At 53.7% G+C, this 3,619-nt stretch carries 3 protein-coding genes and 1 pseudogene; 2 read left to right on the forward strand and 2 right to left on the reverse strand.

Annotated features, from left to right (window positions below):
* On the forward strand, window positions 1–1,209 hold a 1,209-nt coding region (locus ABEH28_RS27175; protein ID WP_346631554.1), incomplete at its 5' end, for a sensor domain-containing diguanylate cyclase.
* A gap of 128 nt (window positions 1,210–1,337) precedes the next feature.
* On the opposite strand, the gene ABEH28_RS27180 is transcribed toward ABEH28_RS27175, so the two are convergent.
* Both ABEH28_RS27180 and ABEH28_RS27185 read right to left on the reverse strand, forming a co-directional pair.
* Window positions 1,338–1,562 carry a hypothetical protein gene (locus ABEH28_RS27180; RefSeq protein WP_346627951.1) on the reverse strand — a complete coding sequence of 75 codons (225 nt, stop codon included), beginning with the start codon at window positions 1,560–1,562 and terminating at the stop codon, window positions 1,338–1,340.
* A 74-nt stretch (window positions 1,563–1,636) separates the two neighbouring features.
* Window positions 1,637–2,950 (reverse strand): methyl-accepting chemotaxis protein, encoded by a 1,314-nt coding sequence (locus ABEH28_RS27185; RefSeq protein ID WP_346627983.1) that lies wholly within the window; start codon window positions 2,948–2,950, stop codon window positions 1,637–1,639.
* 426 nt (window positions 2,951–3,376) lie between these two features.
* Between ABEH28_RS27185 and ABEH28_RS27190 the strand changes: the two are divergent.
* Window positions 3,377–3,619, forward strand: a pseudogene (locus tag ABEH28_RS27190) (diguanylate phosphodiesterase); the annotation flags it as partial.

Below are 3,619 nucleotides of genomic sequence, written 5' to 3' on the forward strand. Positions count from 1 at the left end.
CAGTGGGTCGCCAATTCCTTTGCGCACAGTGTGCAGGAAAAAAACAACGGCGACCGCGCCTATTTTGCCTACCACCGCGACCATACCGATGAATCCATTCACGTTGGCTCAATTGTAAAAAGCCGCAGTACGGGAGATATGGTTATCCCGATCAGTCGGCGTATCAATACTCCTGATGGAGAGTTTGCAGGTGTCGCCTTGGCGACGGTCCCGGTCGCATATTTTCAAGCGTTCTTCGAGCGAATGGATGTAGACGACAAAGGCGTTATCTTTCTTGCCCTGAACAATGGTGATCTGCTGGCTCGCCGGCCAACATTGACTGCACTGATGACCACAAATGTGGCTAGAGGTGATTTATTCACCCTCTATCTGCCATACAGCGACAATGGCACTGCAGTGATCAAGTCTGTGGTGGATGGCGTGGAAAGGATATATGCCTATCGACGGGTGTCCGGCCTGCCCATCGTTGCAGCTGCAGGTGTGTCGTACCAATATGTTTTCGCGCCCTGGTGGGCTTATGCATACAGATCCATGGCTTTGATCGGCATGATCACGTTGGCTCTGTGCTTGCTGGGCATTCTGCTATACCGGCAGATCCAGCAGCTAATCACCGCGGAGGGTGATCTGAACGTCGCCAGAAATGAACTGGAGATCATCGCTCAAACTGATAGCTTGACGCATCTGGCCAACAGACGGCGTTTCGATGCTACCTTGCAGCAGGAGTGGGGGCGGGCCAGGCGAAATAACTCAACCATAGCGCTTATCCTGTTGGACATTGACTGGTTCAAACAATACAACGATCACTATGGCCATCTGCAGGGTGACGACTGCCTGAGGCAGGTGGCAGGAATCATCGGGACCTGCGTCAATCGGCCGGGTGATCTTGCCGCACGGTATGGTGGGGAGGAATTTGTGGTCCTGCTGCCTGAGACGAATCTGGCCGGCGCTTTGAGCGTCGCCGAAAATGTCAGGTTGTCCATCGCCAGTGCACTCATTGATCACGCCGGCAGCTCGCTGGGCATCCTGACGATCAGTTGCGGCGTGGTGGCGATCAATTCACCTGCAAAGGATTCCTATACAGCCGCCCTGGCAGAAGCAGATCGACTTCTCTATCTCGCTAAAAGCAAAGGTCGCAATACTGTAGAGGGTCAGTCAATGCCTGATACTTACCGGCTGCATCAGACAAACGTTATCGACCTGTCTCGATAGCCCAGCATCAGGGCATACCTGAGAAGAAGATCAACCACAACTGCGGCAAGCTGAACTGAACGAGGATCGCTCATTCGGTCGGTCCCGTCTCGAAAAGCCGCATCTGATGAACTGGGGTCAAAGGAAAATCATCTTGAAGCGGAGCCCTTGATGCGGCAACGGTTCACGCTGCGAAAGCACCGTGAACGTTCATTTCGGACATCATAGACCAGCTGCATGGCCTGCTCGTCAGTCACAACACCTGTTCTTCGTGCTTGCTCAATCCTGATGAGTAATGCATCACATTCATCTTCAAGGCTGGCCCAGTGAGCCAGGTGCAGAGTACGAATGGATTGTTTGAGAGCATCGAGCATAGGATCACCTGGATATCGCGCCTAACCGAGTGGTAAATGCGAATTGCTGGGCAAGCCTGATTTTAAAACCATCACTATCTGGCTTGGCCCGAGAACTGCTCAACGGCTGCCACCACACTGTTGGCACTCTGCTGAATGTCTTTGATCACCTCGTCCGCCTCGCTTGCCAACTCCAGCGCCGCACCGGCCTGTTGCTTACTTTTTCCGATCATGTCCACTGCAGTGGAAGCGAGGATCTGATTCTTTTTCACGACCTCAACAATCTCTGCCGTTGCCTGAGTGGTTCGAAGGGCCAGTTGCCTGACCTCGTCAGCGACTACAGCAAATCCCCGGCCCTGCTCTCCGGCGCGTGCTGCTTCGATTGCTGCGTTCAAGGCCAACAGGTTGGTCTGGTCCGCGATGCTGCCAATGGTTTTGACAATGGTGCCGATTTCCTGGCTCTGTGCATCCAGCGCCTCAATGCCATGCGCCGCATCTTCCATCAACGCCGAAAGCGTGTTGAGGGTTGTAACGGTATTCTGGATAACTCCGCGGCCTTGCTGTGCACTGGCGTCTGTTTGAACAGACGTATCGTGAGCCATGCCAGCTGCTTCCGATATGGCGCGCTCACGGTTGACCTGGTCGGTGATTACGGTAGCGAGTTTGGCTATCTTGTACAGCTTGCCGTTGGCATCTACGATCGGATTGTAGGAAGCCTCCAGCCAGACCTCCCTGTTAGATTTATCCAATCGGCAAAACCTCCCGGCGACGTACGAGCCCTGGCGCAGGGTCTGCCAAAACTGCTCATATTCTGTTGAACCGACATCGGATGGCAGGCAAAACATCCTGTGATGCTGGCCCTGGATTTGGGGCAATGAATAGCCCATGGCGTGCAGAAAATTCTGATTGGCCGTCAGGACTACCCCATCCAGAGAAAACTCGATGACGGCAGTGGAGCGCATCAGGGCCCCCACCAATGCTTCATTCTCCCTTGAAGCCTCAATGGTCCTTGTCAGCACGCTGCAATACAAAACGATGCGTTCGACCCGTCCGCTCTCACCGGCGAAAGGTATAACCATTGCCCGCAGCCAGACATGACGACCTTCACGGCTGCACAGGCGCAAGGTACCACTGTAATGCTTGCCCTTGGCAATTGCCTCCAACGCGCGGCGCTGATGGACATCACCGTGCAGCTCAGCGGGGCTGAACTCCCGCAGGGTCCGACCGGACAATTCAGCGTGAGTGAATCCCAGCTCTTTTTCGAACAGGGCATTTACCTCCAGGATTACGCCTGCCGCATCCAGCGTGACCGCCACGGTTTCGAGATCCAGTGTCGCCTTGACCTGCTCCAGAGCTCCCAGCCGTTTTTCCAGCTGCTGGATTCTGTTTTTCAACCGGTTATTGAACATGACGGTCACTCGCATGGACATGAAAATACTATCGACGGGACGAATGAAACCTTGAGTATTCCCCTCAATAGCAGCATGCATTGCAATTTCAGCAACAAGCTCTGACGGCGTGGGTTGTAGGGACCAAACGCCCATGCAATGTCCGGCCAACGCTTTTACCGGCACGGCTACGTTTCGGTGACAAGCCGTGCAGTTGTTTTGAACAGGACAATCAAGTTCTTGCTTGAGCAAAACCATGGCTAGCGAACCCTAAAAATCATGTTGCATTCAAACTGGATTCGTCTTCACTGAACACGTTGGTTCAGAGGCCGGCCACCTCTGAATCAGCGGGATAGCGTAGTGCCTGCAAGACAGCTATAACCAATCTCATCGACTTGGTATTGGCCTTATCTGTACCACTTTCAAGCTCGCTTGCAGGTACTGCACATGCCCTCAGATTCTTGCCCCGGCGTGGATGAAAAGACAGCTCTCGATAATTTCGTAAGCACTGCTTCCTGCCTAGAAGCCTGTTCTGGCGCCGTTTTGGTTCTGCACGAAGGCGGGCACTGGCGCATCGCATCCACCTACGGATCCGCGCCAGACTTTAAGATCGAAAAAGCTATCGATGCCTGGCTGAAATTCGTGTTGTCTTACGACGACGTAGTCGATCTCAATGAAATTATGGTCGGC

It is taken from the genome of Pseudomonas sp. Ps21-P2 (assembly GCF_039672565.1).
In the GTDB taxonomy this organism is placed as follows: domain Bacteria; phylum Pseudomonadota; class Gammaproteobacteria; order Pseudomonadales; family Pseudomonadaceae; genus Aquipseudomonas.